This window comes from Paenibacillus sp. FSL P2-0136 (assembly GCF_037975325.1).
Taxonomy (GTDB): Bacteria; Bacillota; Bacilli; order Paenibacillales; family Paenibacillaceae; genus Paenibacillus_AQ; species Paenibacillus_AQ silagei.
In genome coordinates this window covers 1,848,221-1,864,594 of the sequence record NZ_CP150244.1, presented here as the reverse complement: position 1 = coordinate 1,864,594, position 16,374 = coordinate 1,848,221, and the positions used below count along the sequence as shown (strand labels likewise).

Sequence of the window (16,374 nt, the reverse complement as noted above, 5' to 3'; positions counted from 1 at the left end):
TCTACCCTACCCTCAGTAAAAGAACTGAAGGTAGTTATTAAACTCATGGGGATGAAGCTGCGGAGTGAAAGTTTGGAGCTGTAGGAGCGTTAGCGACCGCCTTTATAATCAGATTTCATCCGCTGAGAACCACTTCAATAAAGAAATCTGATTATAACAGCGGCCGGAAGCCCAAATTTTTCGCGCAGTGGCGATGTAGTCACCATAATTTTATTACGAGGTTCAGTTCATTTCATATCCCCCTTAAAGGAGCCAAAATCATGAAACAATACTTAACAATCAACGAATGGTCCATTATCGAAGAGTCCTTTGATCCGCAGACCCAGGAAATATCCGAAAGCGTATTTAGTATCGGGAACGGATACATGGGCGGGAGAGCCAACTTCGAGGAGCAGTACAGCGGACCCAGCCTGCAAGGCAGCTATATGGCCGGCGTCTATTACCCTGACAAGACACGGGTCGGCTGGTGGAAGAACGGGTACCCGGAGTATTTTGCCAAAGTGCTGAACAGCACCAACTGGATCGGAATTAACATCGAGCTGGACGGAACCCCGCTGGATCTGGCTACCTGCACAGTTACAGAGTTCCGCCGCGTACTCAATATGAAGGAAGGCACGCTCTCACGCAGCTTCACCGCAACCACTCAAGACGGCAAAATCGTTAAGGTTGAGAGCATCCGCATCGTCAGCATGGTCCGTCAGGAGATCGGGGCGATCCGCTATTCGCTCACTCCGCTCAATTTTGCAGGGAATATTACCGTAACCCCCTACCTGGACGGCGATATCAAGAACAAGGACTCCAACTATGACGAGAAGTTCTGGAACGAAGTGGAGAAGAAGGCCGGACCAGAAGGCGGACATTTGACCCTGAAGACCAAAAAGCTTGATTTCCATGTCACCTCCGCCTTCGTCTTCGACATTCTGCTGAATGGGGAGCCGGTTGCGTCCGAAGCAGAGGTGTTGGAGCAGGACAAATATGTGGGCAGTACAGTGAATGTTCCGGTACAATCCGGCGATCAGCTGGTTATTTATAAGTATGCTGCGAATGTGACCTCCCGCAATTACGGGCTGGGACAGCTCGTGGATGCCGCATCGGCTGCACTTCAGAGTGCCCAGGAAGCTGGATTCGTGGCGCTACTCACGGAGCAGGCAACGGCTTGGGGCGACAAGTGGAAAGAGAGCGACATTATTATCGAGGGTGATGTGTCGGCGCAGCAGGCGATCCGGTTCAATATTTTCCAGCTGAATCAGACGTATACGGGCGAGGATGACCGGCTCAACATCGGACCGAAGGGCTTCACCGGGGAAAAATACGGCGGCAGCACCTACTGGGATACGGAAGCCTATTGTGTGCCGTTCTATCTCAGTACCGCCGACTCCGCGATTGCCCGCAATCTGCTGATCTACCGCTACAAGCACCTGGAGAAGGCCAAGGAGAACGCCCGTAAGCTCGGCTACCGCAAAGGCGCGCTCTACCCGATGGTCACGATGAACGGTGAGGAGTGCCACAACGAGTGGGAGATTACATTCGAGGAGATTCACCGCAACGGCGCGATTGCCTATGCCATCTATAACTATGTGAATTATACCGGCGACAAGGCTTATCTGGCTCAATACGGCCTGGAGGTGCTGGTGGAGATTGCGCGCTTCTGGGAGGAGCGTGTGAACTATGTGGCGCATAAGGACAAATACGTGATGCTGGGCGTCACCGGCCCGAATGAATACGAGAATAACGTCAATAACAACTGGTACACGAACCGGATGGCCGCCTGGACGATGGAATACACGCTTGAGGCTCTGGCCTATGTGCAGGAGAATGAGGGTTCGCGTTACACTGAGCTGGCCGACAAGCTGGAGCTGCTGGAGAGTGAAACGGCCAAGTGGAGTGAGATTATCGCCAAAATGTACTATCCGGCTGATGAGGAACGCGGAATCTTCCTCCAGCAGGACGGCTTCCTCGACAAGGAGATCATTCAGGTCAAGGATGTGTTGCCGGAGAACCTGCCGCTGAACCAGAAATGGTCATGGGACCGGATTCTGCGCTCCTGCTTCATCAAGCAGGCGGATGTGCTGCAGGGACTCTATTTCCTGGGCGACCGCTACGATCTGGAGACCAAGAAGCGCAACTTCGACTTTTACGAGCCGATCACCGTGCATGAGTCCTCCCTCTCCCCTTGCATCCATTCCATTCTGGCCAGTGAGCTGGGCTACAAGGAGAAGGCGTATGAGATGTACCTGCGGACCTCACGCCTGGATCTCGACAATTACAATAACGATACGGAGGACGGCTGCCATACAACCAGCATGGCGGGTACATGGATGTCCGTTGTTCACGGCTTCGGCGGACTTCGCGTGCTGAACGACCGGCTGGTTCTAAACCCGTCTAATCCTGGACACTGGACCTCCTATTCGTTCAAAATTATGTTCCGCGGCTCCCGGCTAAAAGTGACCGTGACCGATGCACAGGTTACCGTCAGCAACGAAACCGAGGTTCCAGCCTCCCTCACCATTCACGGCAAGGATTATACGGTGAATGGACTGGGTAGCGTTAGTGCCGGGGGCGCTTCCGTCACGGTGTAAGCTTATCAGCCCCGAAGATGTATGGCTTCTTCGGGGCTTTTTTCAATAAGAGCTCCACTAATTCTGCCAAATCATCAATGACTGCATCCGCTTCGGCCACTGTGACAAACTGTTGATTCCGTTTCCAGACGGCCTTCATTCCCGCTTCGCGGCTTGCCCGAATATCGTTATCCGGATGATCGCCAACAAAAAGAGCATTGCCCGCGTCTACACCTAATCTTGTTAATGCACGATGAAAGATGGACGGATCTGGTTTACGGAGTCCCTCCCATTCGGAGATAAGCACCTCATCGAATAAATGCCCGATGTTCAATGCCTTGAAATTATCGTATTGAAATTGACCATAACCGTTCGAGATTAAGGCAATCTTCAGATCATGATTCTTCAGTTCAGTAAGCATACTTAATAAATTCGGGAAACCTGTACAGTGTTGCTGGAAGTTGTATAAGTAATCATCCAATAGCAAGTTCCAGTCCAGCTTCGAAATAGAGAACTCTTGTAGGATCTGTTGATATACTTTGTCCTTCCACAGGTAACCGTGATTATCAAGCTCGATAAAGCGCTGAACAAACAAATCATAATCAACAATCTGAAGCTCCGGGTAACGCCGGTATTGATCTTGTACGAACTTTAACAGGGATGTATCCCGGTCTAGCAATGTTCCATCCAAATCAAAAAGAACCGCTTGAATTGTCAATCCAATCCCTCCATTCCCTTGTAATCTATAAACCTAATATACCATGGTAATGGAGCTACATTTATGAAAAGAGCCTTTTGGAAAGAAGCCGTAGTCTACCTGATCTACCCGCGCTACACCGAGATTAATGGGGAGCAGGCACTGGCTGATGCGGACTCGGTATTTTATTATTATCAAGAATTGATTCGTCTGCGTAAGCAGCATCCCATTATGGTTTATGCCGATTATGAGCTGCTGCTGCAGGAGCATGAATATATCTATGCCTATACCCGCACCCTGGAAGGTGAAAAGTGGCTGATCCTAGAGTCTGCCGGATCGGGTAGTCTAACGAATGCTGACAAACCCCTTCAAGTATGACATCATAGGTGGATAGGACGCAGGCGGAACCCTGTCATTAATGAGCAGAGAATAACAGGAACATTTGTGCGGTGTTATGATAGGATGATTTCAGAAGGAGATGGGGAGCTTGGAATGGCTGATCCGAATGAAGAATGCACTGGACTATATGGAGCTGAAAATGACTGAAACGCTGCGCATTGAGGAAGTGGCTGAGGTGGCCTTTGTCTCACCGTTCCACTTCCAGCGCATGTTCAGTATGCTGACCGGCTTCACCGTGGCCGACTATATCCGCAAGCGCAGATTGACGCTGGCCGCCCAGGAGCTGGCCGTGTCCAAGGTCCGTGTGCTGGATGTGGCGCTGAAATACGGTTACGACTCGCCGGAGTCCTTCGCCAAGGCGTTCCGCAAAGCCCATGGGATTACCCCCTCGGAAGCGCGTAAGTCCGGCGTACAGCTCAAAGCCTTCCCCCGCATCTCGTTCCACCTATCATTGAAGGGAGATCAGGACATGGACTACAAAATCGTGGATAAACCAGCTTTTACCGTCATCGGCAAATCAATAGAGGTAACTACCCGGGACGGGGAGAATCTCCGGAGAATCCCGCAGTTCTGGGACGAATGCAATGAGGACGGCACTTCCGATAAGTTGATCGAGCTTGCGTCTTCCCGCGAATGGCTTGGCATCTGCACGGATATGGATATGAAAAAGGAACAGCTTACCTACTGGATCGGGGTGGAAGGAACGCCGGAGACAGATGCACAAGGGTATGAGACCACTGTCGTTCCGGCCGCCAGCTGGGCGGTCTTCCGGTCCGAGGGTGCTTTGCCGCATGCGATTCAAGGGGTTTGGCAGCGGATCTATCAGGAATGGTTCCCTGGAACCGGCTATGAGCATACCGGCGGACCTGAGATTGAGCTATACCCGCCCGGCGATACGTCAGCTGAGGATTATGTGTGTGAAGTGTGGATTCCGGTAATGAAGAAATAAGAGCTGAGCTAATTTGGGAACAGCTTCGCTGTCTGCATGGACGGTGGAGCTGTTTTTTTGTTTTGAGATTCTTCCCAAGCTTGGTATAATAAATAGATTATAGTTTTCATAATCTAGTGTATTCTCATCCGAGATCGGTGAAGGAGATATTCATGTCTATCGTAAAAATCTTTTCAGACAGCACTTCCGATTTGCCGCAAGGCTGGAAGGACACATATGATATCGGCATTGTGCCGTTATATGTAGTTTTTGAGAACGGTACCTTCAAGGACGGGGTCGAAATTACCCCCGAGGAGGTCTACCGCCGGGTTGCTGCGGGCGGTGCCCTGCCTAAGACCGCTGCACCTTCCCCTGCTGATTTCATCGCCGCGTTTCAGCCCGTGATCAGCAGCGGCCATGATATTGTCTATATCAGTCTATCCTCTGCTCTATCTTCTACATATCAGAATGCTCTACTGGCAGCGGGTGAATTCCCGGAGGGCCGGGTGCATGTCGTAGATTCTGAGACCTTATGCGGCGGAATCGCGTTGCTGGTCATAAAGGCTGCACGTGCCGCAGCCGCAGGCGAGAGCGCTGCCAACATCGCAGCAATGATTACTGAAGCCCGTAACCGGGTAGAATCGGAATTCGTTGTCGATACGCTGGACTACTTATACATGGGTGGCCGCTGTTCTGGGATGCAGAACTTTATCGGCAGCCTGTTGAAGATCCGTCCGGTTCTCCGGCTGGTGGACGGAGCCATTGTCCCCGTTGCCCGCATCCGCGGCAAGAAGGAGAAGGCCGTGGAACAGATGCTCCACCATGCGCTGGCGAATGCCGCCGATATGGACAAGGAGCTGCTCATTATTGCCCATACGCTGGCAGAAGAGGATGCCAAGATGCTGGAGACCGCGCTGCGCGCGCAGACTGATGTTAAGGAAATCGCCGTCATTCATGCCGGCTGCGTCATCGGGAGTCACTGCGGACCTGCTACGGTAGGTCTGATGTATATGCGCTAGAGTGGGTGGGCCCACACAATACATTTGGGCCCACTTGCCATAGCGCCAGTACAATGTGATCGGTTTTTCCATTATATTTGGCTAACTTGCCTCACGATTGCACAATGTGATCGGTTTTTCGATTACATTTGGCTCACTTGCCTCACGATAGTGCAATGTAATCGGTTTTTCGATTACATTTGGCTCACTTGCCTCACGATAGTGCAATGTAATCGGTTTTTCGATTACATTTGGCTCACTTGCCTCACGATAGTGCAATGTGATCGGTTTTTCGATTACATTTGGCTCTCTTGCCTCACGATTGCACAATGTGATCGGTTTTTCGATTACATTCCGCCTACTTGCTTCAAGCTAACAGCAGGTCCCCAAATGGAGACCTGCTGTTAGCTTGCTTGATACTATTACGTTGTCCTATCAGGATATAACGGTCTTAACAGTACCTCAACAGCATCGGCAACCAGCGTGTAGAATTCGGGGAATCCCGGGTGCTCGGCACTCTTGATTTCTTCGAAGGTACGGATATATAATCCTTGCGAAGCGACAGAGGTCAGGATATCCCCCAGCGTCCAGCTCCGCACCACCACTTGTCCTAAGCCGGAACGCTCCTCTTCAGGAAGCAGCTTGGCGAACGCAACTTCACTTTCTCTAAGCGTATCGTCAAAATAATTGCCGGTGGGATGCTGTAGCGTCTTCGTGGTCAGCCATGCCCTGGCGAACGGGTGGAAGTCGGTCAGCAGAAGTCGTCCATTTACCTTCAGCCGTCTGCGGACCAAGGCAAACACCGCATTCAAATCAGTGAAATAATGCAAAATCCCAAACTCCATCAGCACCACGTCGAACGTTCCCAAGGCTTCTTCTCCGGGGATATTCATTGCGTCTGCACAGATGTAATCCAGCTTCACCCCCGCTGCTTCCGCTACCTCGCAGGCATATAAGCGGTTCTCTTCCGAAATATCCACGACGGTAACATCAGCGCCAAGCAACGAGAAGCAAATGGCCTTCCTGCCGTGAGAGCCAAGCAGATTCAGCACCTTCAAGCCTGACGGATCGCCCGTGTACTTGAGCCAATACCGCAGTGTATGTGCGGGATCCTGCTGCAGCTGCACTGCAAGCTCCTCAGGTGAACCATGGTACTGCGTCCAAGCCTGATAGGCTTTTGTCTCCCAAGCCGCCTTATTCGTACGTGACATCTGCTCTTGCATGTTACTCCCCCTTGTAAGAAGAATTTGGTAATAGCACTTTCTGATTTTACTATAATCCGGTTATAATGCAACAAGCTGAAATCCAATGGTTTGCGCTACCCATGCGTTAAAGTCGATATAACGAACAGAAATAACCCGCCCCACTGTATCTTGGGGAACGGGTTGTCTGGCTTGATAGTTGAGAATACAGGTGATTGTCCTCGATATACGAGAACACAAGTGAGCGTCAGCCCCCGGCTCCGGTTAACCCTCAGGAGAGTAACTCCGGCTCCAGCTCCGCCTCTTCCTTCATAAAAGGCAGCATGAACCGGAAGATCGATCCCCGGTCCTCCTCGCTCTCCACGAAGATCGTTCCGCCCATCAGCTCCACGAGCTGCTTGCAGATGGCAAGTCCCAGTCCGGTTCCGCCGTATTTGCGGTTAATGGACGGATGCAGCTGGGAGAAGGACTGGAAGAGCAGATTCAGCTTGCTGTCGGCAATGCCTACACCGGTATCACGGACCGAGAACTCCAGCAGATATTCCGGTGAGGCAGGCAGCGGGATGTTCTTGACTGACAAGGTGACACTGCCCCGATCGGTGAATTTCAGCGCGTTGCCTACCAGATTGACGATAATCTGGCGCAGCCGGCTCGGATCGGTCGTGACGATGTCCGGCACACTGGTATCTGCCCACCAGCGCAAAGAGAGCTTCTTCTCCTCCGCCTTTGGAGTGAACAGATCAATAATGCCCTCCAGCATCTCCCGCAGATCAAAGCGTTCGGATTGCAGCGGCATCTTGCCCGCCTCCATCTTGCTGAAATCAAGGATGTCATTAAGAATCTGCAGCAGGCTGTAGCTGCTGCTGCGCAGAATCTCGGCGTAGCTGCGCTGCTCCTCCCCAAGCTCGGTCTCCAGTAGCAGGTCGGCCATACCGATCATTCCGTTCATCGGCGTACGGATCTCATGGCTCATCATTGCCAGGAAATCCGACTTGGCCTGTGCGGCCCGCTCTGCCGATTCCTTGGCGCGGAGAATCTCCCGCTCGTTCGTAATATCGCTGAAGGAAATAACCACACCGCAGATCATCCCTCTGTCCAGCAGCGGAGCGATCCGGTAATTCACGAAGAAGCTGGTCCCATCCTTGCGCCAGAACACTTCATCCGCCTTGCTGCGGGTAACTCCGTCTTGCAGGGTAAGCGTGATGGGACACTCCAGCAGAGAATGGAGGGGCGCGCCTCCATGCATGTAATGGATTATCTCCATCATCGGCAGCCCCGTCAGCTCTGACGGCTCGTAGCCCAGCATCTCTGCCCCTTCACGGTTAATGAAGATGGTCCGGCCGAGGTTGTCCAGGCCGAAAATCCCGGCAGAGACGGAGTTCAGAATGAGGCTAAGCCGTTTGTCCTCGGCCATCTCGAACACGAATTCGGCCTGCGGCAGCTCCTCGTCATCCTTCGCGGCGGCCACTTCATCCGCATACGCAGAACACTCGTCTCCTGCCTGCACATTCCGCTCAGCACCTGCCGCAAGACTGCTGCTCATGCTCACCCAGCTATGCAGCAGACTGGACAGGGGGCGGTTCCCGGGATCATGGAGGATAGCGAATACACCGGCAATGCCTTCGTCTGTGTGAAGCGGCACATAGCGTACCGTAACCCCTGAACCGCAAGCATTTCCCGTTCCCTTGGCACTTCCAGAACTCCCAGCACTCTCAGTACTTCCAGCACCAGCACTTACCACATTTCCAGCACTGGTACTTCCCGCACTTCCAGCACCATAATTTCCCTCAGACTCAGCACCGCCGGCCCCTCTCCCCGTCTCTTCATGTCCTTCCGAGGCTTCCACGGCCAGCTCGAAGCTCGATGTAATCCCGGCCAGGGCAGCTGCGAAATGAGCCTCACCGGGCGGATGCATCCGGCAATCGTTCAGTCTGCCTGCCTCCTCGGCACTTAACATCCGGTTACTGTCCCTGTACCTTCCCTGCCTGTCCAGCACAATGATGAAGTCCGGATGATGATCGAACAACGCCCTATAAGCACTTTCACCAGATAGCGCGTTGTCCAGAATAGAAGCCCAGTCCTTAAGCATAGCCCACCTCCTCCGCTGCTCCTTCAACCCTGCTATCGTTAGCGTCCGAAGACTGCAGAAACGCTCTGATTATGTAGAACTCTCTGAATTAGTTCCTATTATAGCAAAAAAAACGTTAGCGGTCGCCAGAAAAACATAGCACTAACCGGGCTGTACAACAACAAAAACAGTGCAAGTCCTTCAGGAGGACCGCACTGTCTGCTTCATTTCTAAGAGTGGACCGGCTTCGATTCCGGCAGCCTCAGCTTACATCCTGATGCTCGATATTGCGGATCGAGAAGTAGGCAACCGCCACCCCGGCCAGGGCCAGGCCAACCGAGATCCCGAGCAGGTCACCCATGCGGAAGCCGCCGAAGCTGTTGCCAGAGGATATCAGCGAGACGATCAACACGGCGGAAACAATCGTGGCCGTTACGGATTTGCGGCGCATTCCGAAGTATAACGGAATCAGCCCGATGCCTGCCGCGTATAGCGCATCCGTCCCCGCGCTGAGCAGGTGAGTAGTAATCAGCTCCCGGGTCAATGTCTCCTGAATAACATTCGGGAACACATACAAGCTTCCTGCTAGAAGGCTGCTGATGGCAATATCCGACAGCAAAATGCCGAAGAAGGTAAACAAAAAGACAATGATCAGCTTGGCGGCCATGAGCATTTTGCGCGGTACCGGGTACGTGAACAACACAGTAATCGTATTGTTTTTGTATTCGTCGATGACCAGCTTGCTAAGCAACACAGAGGCGAAGACGATATAAGTCGCTTTTACAAATATGAATACTCCTTGAAAAATCTCGCCATAAGTATCGAATTCCCCATCATCCATCCCTGTAAAAATCAGCAAGATCATAGCAGTAAGAATGGCCAGATCCGCAATCAGCACGCCCTTAAGAAAAGTGAATTTACTCTTGCGCAGCTCCAGCCGGATTAACTTAAACATGGTTGACGCCCCCCATCAGTTCCACAAAATGATCCTCCAGCGAATGATGCTTCTTGCTCATACTCTCCAGCTCCACCTCTGCTGCGGACAGGGCCCGGCTCAGCTCTAGCTGCGGGATGTCTTCATAGACACGAATGGTCCGCGGGTCAAGCACCTTGTAATTGCGGAGGCCCAGCTTCCCCTCCAGGACGAAGACGGCTTTCGTGCACTCGCTGGTCACCAGCTCGATATACTGGGTTTGCTGGCTCCGGATCGTATCCATTGCCACCTGCTCCACCAGCACCCCTTCACGAATTACGCCGATCGTGTCGGCAATCTGTTCGATTTCACCCAGAATGTGGCTGGAGATCAGCAGGGTCATGCCATAATCACGGCTCAGCATACGGAACACCTCGCGCAGCTCCTTGATTCCAAGCGGGTCCAGCCCGTTAATCGGTTCGTCAAGAATCAGCAGCTCCGGCTTGGTCATGACCGCTCTGGCAATGCCCAGCCGCTGCTTCATCCCCAGGGAGAAATTCTTCACCGGTTTGCTGTCCACGGCTCTCAGCTTCACTAATTCGAGCGCTTCCTCTATCGCATTGGCATCATAAAAGCCCATATATTCCCCATGCAGCGCCAGATTCTCGCGGGCACTCAGCTTGTCGTAGAACACCGGGTATTCAATAATGCTGCCCATGCGCTTAAGCATGTCGTAAGAGCGGTGGGTCATCTTCTCCCCGGCAAATTCAATCTCGCCCGCCGTCGGCTTCACCAGATTCGTGATCATTTTCATCACCGTTGTTTTGCCGGCGCCGTTCGGTCCCAGGAATCCGTAAATTTCACCCTGCTTAATCTCCATATTCACACTGCTAACAATTTCCTTATCCTCATAGACCTTGGTCAGATCCCATGTCCGGAGTATCGTTGTCATTTTCCGTTATCCCCTTTAGCATCGTCTTGTTCTTCCTGGTATTTATTCTACAGGGCGGAATTTGCTTTTTTCTTACTGAAATCTTACTTAATTCTTAAGAAGCTTCAGAAGGACTGTCTGGGAAAAGAGAGCGTAAATGCCGTACGCACATTCGGCTGGCTGCTCAGGGAAATAGTCCCGTTCATCTGCTCGGTCAGCCGCTTCGTAATCGTCAGTCCCAGGCCGCTGCCCTGATAATCGCGGTTACGCGAATCCTCCAGGGTGTACAGCCGCTCGAACACCTTATCCTCGTGGCCTTCGGCGATGCCCTTGCCCCGGTCCCACACTTCTATGCAGACCCGTCCGGCGTCAGGGTACAGCTTCAGCCCCAACACTCCCCCTGCATTACCGTAGGTAATCGCGTTGGACAGCAGATTCGTCAGAATCCGGTCCAGTGCCTCATCGTTGCCCATGATATGAAGCGGCTCTTCCGGGATCTCGATCTGCACTTCCGTGCCGCTCTCACTAAGCAGATCATAGAAGGAGAGAATATTCCGGCGGCAGACCTCGCCCAGCTCTACCCGCGAGAGCGGGATATCCCGGTCCCCCGACTCCAGCTTCGCCAGATCAAAGAACCGGTTCATCAGCACAATGACCTCACCTGCCTTGGTATGAATCGTCCGCAGCATCCGTTCCTGCTCTTCCTTGGATATCGCCTCATCATGCAGCAGCGTCTCAATATAGCCCAGCACCACCGTCAGGGGCGTCTTCAGATCATGCGACACATTCGCCAGCATTCCGCGCATGGATTGCTCCAGCTTACTCCGCTTAGCCGCTCCCTGATGATTGACATCCAGCAGCCGGTTCAGGTCGGTCAGCAGCTGCTGCACCTGCGGACTGCTGCTCATCAGCAGCAGCCGCTCATGCGATCCGCCTTCTATAATGCTCTCCAGCTTATAGTGAATGTAGTCCAACTGGCGGGCATGCTGCCGTGATTTCAAGAACTGTAACGTAGTGACCACAAGCAACAGTACAAGCAGAACCAGCAACAGAATAATCACAGCAGCACATCCCCCAGCTTGTAGCCGATCCCCCACAGCGTTTTGATATACTCCGGATGGGAGGGATCATCCTCAATTTTCTCGCGCAATCTGCGCATATGTACATTAATTACATTCTCATCGCCATAATAATCCTCTTCCCAGACTTGGCTGTAGATCTGCGCCTTGGTGAATACCCGGCCCGGACTGCTCACGAACAGCTTCAGGATGTGGAACTCCTTGGCGGTCAGCTTCAGCTCTTGCCCGTTTTTCCGCACGGAGAAATTATCCAGGTCCACGCTCAGCCCGCGCAGCTCGATTCCCTTCGGCTTCTCCGGCTGTGTCTCTCCGCCATCCTGCACCCCGCTCCCGGCAGCAGCCTGGCTTCCAGATGCAGCATACCCCGCCCGGCGGATCGCCGCCTTCACCCGGGCTGCCAGTTCAATCATCGAGAACGGCTTGGTAATATAATCATCCGCGCCGAAGCCCAGCCCCAGCGCCTTGTCCACATCGCTGTCCTTTGCCGACATAATCAGCACCGGCACAAGGCTGCCGCTGCGGATCATCTGCAGCACATCCGTGCCGCTGCGCTTCGGCAGCATCAGATCCAGCAGCACCAGATCATAAGGAAGACCTCCGACGAACTTGCTCACCGCCGCTTCCCCGTCATATGCGGTCTCTACCTCATAGCCCTCTTTGGTCAAATAAGAATGAACCATTTCGCTGATCGCTTTATCATCTTCGATCAGCAGCACCCTCTGTTGCATAATGAACCTCCCGTACTCCTATTTGTTAAAGTATATCAATGCTGCAGACGCGATTCTACTAAAAAGAGCTAACCATACATACGGTTGTGTACTGAATGACTATTGAATAAGGTTTACATGCAACAGAGCAGCGGCTCTCCGGCAATGGGAGAAGCGCTGCTCTGTTTTCCTGATCATCTGCTCTATTCGGTTATTATTCCTTAGCCAAAATAATATCGAGGGGATCAACAAGCAAGCCCTCTTCAACTTTAAATTTACGATTTATATCGATTCTCTTTTGATGCTCAGCATCCCAATAGAATAATACATCGTATTCCCCATCCGGCAGATAAAAATCAAAATTGCCATTGGTAACTTTTGCTGCATAGGAAAGCGGAGAATCCGTACCGGCCTCAGTAATCATTAGCACTCCATTAGCATGTGGAGTTCCATCCTCATTATAGATCTTGCCTGATATTGCTAAAGGTACCTTGATATCAATCGGTCCGGCGGCAGGTTCACCATTGACAATTGTTATCTGTGTGCGTAAGGCTATACTTTCTGAATTCTTAATGTTCAGCAGCTGTATGTTATAGTCGCCATCCGGCAAATAAAGAGCAAACTTACCTGCAACCACATTGACCGTATAAACCCCGAAATTCTGAGCATTCATTTTTCTAATTTCCAGCCATCCGTCGTCAATCGGGGAGCCGTCCACGAAGGTAATATTTCCTTCTATTTTGGGAGGCAATTTTATATTCAGATTGCTCTTCCCGTCAATGACCTCAAATAAATAATTAATTCTTAATTGATTGTTGGTTTCGCCATAGATTAACATTTCTACGTTATAATGACCGTCGGGTAAATTAAAGTTAAACCTGCCTGCTTGGATTTCGGCACTATACCAGCCAATCGGTCCACTGTCCAGGCGCTGTACAAAAATTTCTCCATTCTCAACTATAGTCCCGTCCGAATACTGAATCGTACCTGCCTGCTGCTCAGGAATGAGAATATGCACCTCTCTATCTGCTTTGCCATTCATAACGTAAAACGTATAGTAAAGTGAAATGCTCTCTTGTGTAGTTGTGGAACGCATGGAGTAAATTCTGTACGTCCCATCCGGCAAATTCATCAAGAATTGCCCGTTCATCACTCCAGCGGTGTAAATCGTATGATCGCTATCGCTATCCCGTTCTACGTATATAGTGCCTGAATCTACAACCTTCCCGTCTGCACGCTCAATGACCCCTTGTATAAGACTAAGATTAAGAACAGGCGGTGTTGGAGATGCCGTTGCCGTTGACCAAGGTGTGGGTGTCGGTGTTACTTCCGGCCACGAGGATGGGGACGGCGAAGGTGTCGGTGAAAACACCGCTGTTGGTGTCGCTAACGGCGGCGGTGACGGTGAAGTCACCGCCGTTGGCGTCGCTGTTGATTCTGGTGTTGGTGCTGGTGTTGCTTCCTCCGTCGGTACTGGTGTTGGAGCTGGTGTTGGTTCCTCCGTCGGTACTGGTGTTGGCGCCGGTGTCGGTTCTTCCGTCGGTACTGGTGTTGGTGCCGGTGTCGGTTCTTCCGTTGGTACTGGTGTTGGTGCCGCTGTTGGCGCCGGTGTACTGCCACCTCCATCGCCTCCACCAGTTCCTCCCCCTCCGCCGCCAACTAGTACAGCCGCTGTTGGGGCCGCCGAAGACGCAGCAACCGTTAGATCAAAACCGGCTATATTTACTTTCACATCTGCCGGAACATCTGTGCCGATCGTAAGTTTACCTGGAGCATTCTCCATTGTAATGCCCGAAGCGTTGACAACCGCATTCCCGATGTTGCCTTTACCTGATATTTGTATACCGGCGTTCATTGTCATGGACTTGATATTGCTGCTATTGGACAATTTATTACTGCCCGCTGTTTTATCAAGATTGACTGCCTCCACAGTGCCCCCGCTGAGTTCGATGTTAAGGCGTGAGGCAAGAATATTTACAGCCTTGAAGCTGCCGGTCAACAGAATGCGGGCATCCGCTGGAATTTCAGGAGATAACGTGAGAGTGCTGATCTCAGCTCCGGTGAGGGATTCAACGGCAGCAGCGGACTGAATCTGAAGGTTATGGATTTGGGTCTTTCCTTCAGCGACCACTCTTACACTGCCATCTTCCTTGTCAACACGTACAGAACCCAGTGTGGAATCGGCAAGATGAATACTGTTCACCCCGCCGCCTTCAATTGCGGTATTGCCTCTTACTGTTACATTCTGGAGCCGCACATCGCCTTCAGCTATGCCTTCTCCCAGCAGCAGATCTCCAGTGATATTCATATTACGGAGTGTGATACCCGGCACGCTGACCACTACATCACTATCTACTTCCGACATTCCTGACAACGGACCATATATACCTGGTGTTTCATAGATGATTACATATTCATCGGAATCTGCATTTAGCACCGATAGAGCCCTATCCAAAATGACTACGGTCTCTGCCCGGGTTGTATAAGCGAGAGGCCGAAAGTTCCCATCACCGGAACCCTTCATGATACCTTGTTCACTGACAGCCCCGATCGCACCTTTGCTCCAAGCTGCACTCTTAGTAATATCCTTGAAATCAGGAGCCGCAGCCGGTGCTGTCAGCTTAAGCAGCTTGCTGATGATCACAGCCAGCTCTTGCCGGTTGATCTTCTGATCAGGCTTAAAGGTCCCATCCTCGTAGCCTTGAATGTAACCTGCAGCATTAGCCTGCAAAATACTTGAATAATACCATTTACTGCTGGAGATATCGTTAAAATTAGCTTTTTTCGTTTCAGTGAATCCAAAAGCCCTATTAATCAAAACCGTTAATTCCGCCCGGGTGACCGGGTTATCCGGCTTGAATTCCCCATCCGGGTAGCCGGAGATCAGACCTTGATCCATCCATTTACTGATTTGATTCTTGGCCCAGTTTCCTGCCAGATCCGGCGCAATACCCGCAAAAGCTGCGCCTGCCGGCAATATCGCAAGACATATGGCTAGTGCTCCAGCGACTACTTTTTTGCTTACACTTCTTTTGATAAACAAACTGATTCCCCCGACTATGTAGTTATAAAAGCATACAAATTATAAATTTCCTTGCTCTAACTGATCCTTAAGCCCTATGAATCCGTTAAAATTATAGCATGATTCCGGTAAAAGATTGGTATATTTCCGGATTTTATTTTCTAACCGGGAAAGTGAAAATACCGCCTAATGACTGCCCGGTTCTAGTCATATCATCCAGTCTATGAATTCTGCGAACCTGACAGGCTGTCGTCCAGTTCCTCCTATTATAATGAATGATATAATCTCTTATTCAATCTGACAGACAAGGTGGTATGATCATGGCAGCCAAAACCAACAAGCAGCTCATTCTTGAATTCGAATCCTTCATCCCCTATATTCAATCGCTGGACAGCATGGAAGATGCAGACTGGGAGGCTCCGCTGGAGGCCGGAAAATGGTCCCTGCAGGATGTCCTTTGCCACATCATGCTGTGGGACAAATACTTTTATGAGGAGGCCCTGGTCAAAATCCAAGAAGGCCTGCCGCTGACAGCCGAACATCTGGACTTCAATGCATTCAATGCCAATGCGGTTCTATACGCCAGGACAGTAACCCGGCAGGAAGCCATCCGCCAATTCGTCCTGTACCGGACCAAGATTACCGGACTTGCGGCCTCCTTCAGCGATGCGGCGCTAGAACAGAATCATCCCGATGGTGACGGCAAGAAATTCAGTATCCGCAAGTATCTGAGAGATTTCATCTCCCACGACAAGCATCATAAGAAGCAGATAGAGAAATATGCAGCATCAGTTGCGGTCCCTAAATCATAAAACTGCGGCCCCGTCTGTCCACTGAAATCTGGATAGATGGAGCCGCAGCTTTTGATCATT

13 protein-coding genes are annotated in these 16,374 nt (G+C 51.5%); 5 read left to right on the top strand and 8 right to left on the bottom strand.

Annotated elements, in window-relative coordinates; translation table 11 throughout:
- Positions 1-260 precede the first annotated feature (260 nt).
- Positions 261-2,579 (top strand): glycoside hydrolase family 65 protein, encoded by a 2,319-nt coding sequence (locus NYE26_RS07710; RefSeq protein WP_339255022.1) that lies wholly within the window; start codon positions 261-263, stop codon positions 2,577-2,579.
- Here NYE26_RS07710 and NYE26_RS07705 read toward each other — a convergent pair.
- Positions 2,569-3,276 (bottom strand): HAD family hydrolase, encoded by a 708-nt coding sequence (locus NYE26_RS07705; protein ID WP_339255021.1) that lies wholly within the window; start codon positions 3,274-3,276, stop codon positions 2,569-2,571. The genes NYE26_RS07710 and NYE26_RS07705 overlap by 11 nt on opposite strands.
- Positions 3,277-3,339: 63 nt before the next feature.
- Here NYE26_RS07705 and NYE26_RS07700 point away from each other — a divergent pair, with 63 nt between their 5' ends.
- From NYE26_RS07700 to NYE26_RS07690, 3 genes are all read left to right on the top strand, one after another.
- Complete coding sequence (locus NYE26_RS07700; protein WP_339255020.1) at positions 3,340-3,633, top strand: hypothetical protein; 294 nt, start codon at positions 3,340-3,342, stop codon at positions 3,631-3,633.
- A gap of 109 nt (positions 3,634-3,742) precedes the next feature.
- Positions 3,743-4,603, top strand: a complete 861-nt coding sequence (locus NYE26_RS07695; RefSeq protein ID WP_339255019.1) for an AraC family transcriptional regulator — start codon at positions 3,743-3,745, stop codon at positions 4,601-4,603.
- A gap of 152 nt (positions 4,604-4,755) precedes the next feature.
- A complete protein-coding gene (locus NYE26_RS07690; RefSeq protein ID WP_339255018.1) occupies positions 4,756-5,601 on the top strand; it encodes a DegV family protein in 846 nt (281 codons plus the stop codon).
- Between the two features lie 401 nt (positions 5,602-6,002).
- Here the strand turns inward: NYE26_RS07690 and NYE26_RS07685 are convergent, their stop codons facing one another.
- The 7 genes from NYE26_RS07685 to NYE26_RS07655 form a co-directional block, all read right to left on the bottom strand.
- Positions 6,003-6,803: a methyltransferase domain-containing protein gene (locus NYE26_RS07685; RefSeq protein ID WP_339255017.1), complete on the bottom strand. Its 801-nt coding sequence runs from the start codon at positions 6,801-6,803 to the stop codon at positions 6,003-6,005.
- A 250-nt stretch (positions 6,804-7,053) separates the two neighbouring features.
- Positions 7,054-8,871, bottom strand: coding sequence for an ATP-binding protein (locus NYE26_RS07680; protein WP_339255016.1), 1,818 nt, complete (start codon positions 8,869-8,871; stop codon positions 7,054-7,056).
- A 241-nt stretch (positions 8,872-9,112) separates the two neighbouring features.
- Positions 9,113-9,805 (bottom strand): ABC transporter permease, encoded by a 693-nt coding sequence (locus NYE26_RS07675; protein ID WP_339255015.1) that lies wholly within the window; start codon positions 9,803-9,805, stop codon positions 9,113-9,115.
- The gene (locus tag NYE26_RS07670; RefSeq protein ID WP_076079106.1) at positions 9,798-10,715 is read right to left on the bottom strand and encodes an ABC transporter ATP-binding protein; all 918 of its coding nucleotides are present in this window, start codon (positions 10,713-10,715) and stop codon (positions 9,798-9,800) included. The genes NYE26_RS07675 and NYE26_RS07670 overlap by 8 nt, the downstream gene beginning before the upstream one ends.
- Before the next feature lie 104 nt (positions 10,716-10,819).
- Complete coding sequence (locus NYE26_RS07665; protein WP_209872862.1) at positions 10,820-11,755, bottom strand: sensor histidine kinase; 936 nt, start codon at positions 11,753-11,755, stop codon at positions 10,820-10,822.
- Positions 11,752-12,501: a response regulator transcription factor gene (locus tag NYE26_RS07660; RefSeq protein WP_339255014.1), complete on the bottom strand. Its 750-nt coding sequence runs from the start codon at positions 12,499-12,501 to the stop codon at positions 11,752-11,754. The genes NYE26_RS07665 and NYE26_RS07660 overlap by 4 nt, the downstream gene beginning before the upstream one ends.
- A gap of 193 nt (positions 12,502-12,694) precedes the next feature.
- A complete protein-coding gene (locus NYE26_RS07655; protein ID WP_339255013.1) occupies positions 12,695-15,298 on the bottom strand; it encodes an S-layer homology domain-containing protein in 2,604 nt (867 codons plus the stop codon).
- A gap of 524 nt (positions 15,299-15,822) precedes the next feature.
- Here NYE26_RS07655 and NYE26_RS07650 point away from each other — a divergent pair.
- On the top strand, positions 15,823-16,314 hold the full coding sequence (locus NYE26_RS07650) for a DinB family protein (protein ID WP_339255012.1): 492 nt from the start codon (positions 15,823-15,825) through the stop codon (positions 16,312-16,314).
- The last annotated feature ends 60 nt before the right edge of the window (positions 16,315-16,374 follow it).

Coding starts and splice junctions, on each gene's coding strand:
- NYE26_RS07710 (WP_339255022.1), top strand. CDS start 261: ATGAAACAATACTTAACAATCAACGAATGGTCCATTATCGAAGAGTCC.
- NYE26_RS07700 (WP_339255020.1), top strand. CDS start 3,340: ATGAAAAGAGCCTTTTGGAAAGAAGCCGTAGTCTACCTGATCTACCCG.
- NYE26_RS07690 (WP_339255018.1), top strand. CDS start 4,756: ATGTCTATCGTAAAAATCTTTTCAGACAGCACTTCCGATTTGCCGCAA.
- NYE26_RS07685 (WP_339255017.1), bottom strand. CDS start 6,803: ATGCAAGAGCAGATGTCACGTACGAATAAGGCGGCTTGGGAGACAAAA.
- NYE26_RS07680 (WP_339255016.1), bottom strand. CDS start 8,871: ATGCTTAAGGACTGGGCTTCTATTCTGGACAACGCGCTATCTGGTGAA.
- NYE26_RS07675 (WP_339255015.1), bottom strand. CDS start 9,805: ATGTTTAAGTTAATCCGGCTGGAGCTGCGCAAGAGTAAATTCACTTTT.
- NYE26_RS07670 (WP_076079106.1), bottom strand. CDS start 10,715: ATGACAACGATACTCCGGACATGGGATCTGACCAAGGTCTATGAGGAT.
- NYE26_RS07660 (WP_339255014.1), bottom strand. CDS start 12,501: ATGCAACAGAGGGTGCTGCTGATCGAAGATGATAAAGCGATCAGCGAA.
- NYE26_RS07650 (WP_339255012.1), top strand. CDS start 15,823: ATGGCAGCCAAAACCAACAAGCAGCTCATTCTTGAATTCGAATCCTTC.